This is a genomic window from Agathobaculum sp. LCP25S3_E8 (assembly GCF_052117165.1).
Classification (GTDB): domain Bacteria; phylum Bacillota; class Clostridia; order Oscillospirales; family Butyricicoccaceae; genus Agathobaculum.
In genome coordinates this window covers 1-1823 of the sequence record NZ_JBQKJR010000131.1, presented here as the reverse complement: position 1 = coordinate 1823, position 1823 = coordinate 1, and the positions used below count along the sequence as shown (strand labels likewise).

Genomic DNA, 1823 nt, shown 5'->3' with positions numbered 1-1823 from the left:
CGGTGCCAATAAGTTATTTCTGAATGAAGGCAGGAACTCAAAGGGCCATGTCAAATGGGTGGATTTTGTGATCCGCTTTTGGCATAAAGAATGCGTGGCAGCTTTATCCCTGCTATACTTTCGAACAGGGCAAATCTGCAAGAATATGCACCCAATATGCACCGGCTGTATGTTTTGGTATCCTCGCCGGAAGCGGCGGTGATATACTGTTCCCCGCAGACAGAGGTTCCCTTCTTTATCCATGCGGCGCACGTCCGCTCTATGCAGTATGGGGCCTCTATCTTATGAGAGTTCATTGTTGAGCCGGATGCGGGAGCGGCAGCCCTCCGCTGATCTTGAAGCAGGCTATGGCTCATAAGAGCGGGAGGACTGTCTGCAAATTCAAACAGGATGGTGTTTGCTTTATGTTCATCGTTGGGATCGACATCGCCAAGCGCAGCCATGTGGCGCGCATCATCGACTCCGAGGGGCGGATCGTGGTCAAGCCCTTCTCCTTCCGCAACAGCTGTTCCGGGTACAATGCCCTGCTGGCGCGGATGCACAAGATCACAAACCGCAAGAGCGAGTTTATCCTCGCCATGGAGGCCACTTCCCACTATTGGCTGGCCCTGTACACACGGCTGTGCCGGGAGGGCTACCGGGCCGTATTGCTCAATCCCATCCAGACCCACGCTGTGCGGGAGATGCTGAATAACGGTGACACTAAAACCGATGAAATCGACACCCTGGCCATCGCGGAAACCATCCGTTTCGGGCGCTATAAGCCCAGCAGGGTGCCCCAGGACAAGCTGCTGGCCCTGCGGGAGCTGTGCCGGAATCGATACTACCTCGTCGACATGGCCAGCGATCTGAAGCGGAAGATCACCGCGCTGCTGGACCAGGTGTTCCCCGAGTTTGAAACCCAGTTCAGCACAATCTTTGGCAAGGCCGCTCTTGCTGTTTTGAGACAGTACCCCACAGCGGAAAAGCTGGCCAGGGCACAGCTTGGGAAGCTGACGCAACTGCTCCAGACCGCCAGCAACGGGCGCTTCGGAGAATGGAAAGCCCGGCAGCTCAGGGAGACCGCCAAGGGCAGCTTTGGCATCCCGGACTGCGAAGGGGTGTACTCCACTCTGATCCTGCTGCATCTCCAGCAGCTCCAGAGTTTGCTGGATGGCGCCGCAACTTTAGAGCGGCAGATGGCCGAGATATTCTCCCAATTCGATACTCCTCTTACCTCCATCCCCGGCATCGGTCCTTTGCTGGGCGCCGCAATCCTCAGCGAGATCCGGGACATCTCCAGCTTCTCCTGTGCGGATAAGCTGCTCTCCTATGCAGGCTTGAACCCCAGGGTGAAACAGTCCGGCGAGACAAAATTTGGCGGTGTCCATATGTCCAAACGGGGCTCGCCCTATCTGCGCAGGGCCATCTGGATGGCCTGTACCAACGCGGTGCAGTGTGACCCGATGTTCCGCGCTTATTACGAGAAAAAGGCCGCGGAGGGCATGAAATATATGTGCATCATCGGCCATGTGACCAGGAAGATGACCACAGTGATTTTTGCTGTCCTGCGGGATAATAAGGCCTATCAGCCGATCATGTCTGCAGCGTAACAGCAACTCTCCAAATACTTCCGATGGCCTATTTCTGATAGGTCTGCTTTACTGTGCCCTTTCCCTTTGCTCAGATATTCACTCCTCCTTGCATTTTATGCTTGACATTTCCTTAGCCGGCTACATACTTTTGCAGACACCTTCCAAAAATGGTGCAAAAGAACCGGTTACAGATTCAGTACTTCCGATGCCGAACGAATCCATACCGCAGCCAGGAACGCCGTTGCCACG

General features: G+C 55.1%; 1 protein-coding gene. It reads left to right on the top strand.

What is annotated here, in order from left to right:
* Nucleotides 1–347: 347 nt before the first annotated feature.
* Nucleotides 348–1592 carry an IS110 family transposase gene (locus ACTQ34_RS17850; RefSeq protein ID WP_441364946.1) on the top strand — a complete coding sequence of 415 codons (1245 nt, stop codon included), beginning with the start codon at nucleotides 348–350 and terminating at the stop codon, nucleotides 1590–1592.
* The last annotated feature ends 231 nt before the right edge of the window (nucleotides 1593–1823 follow it).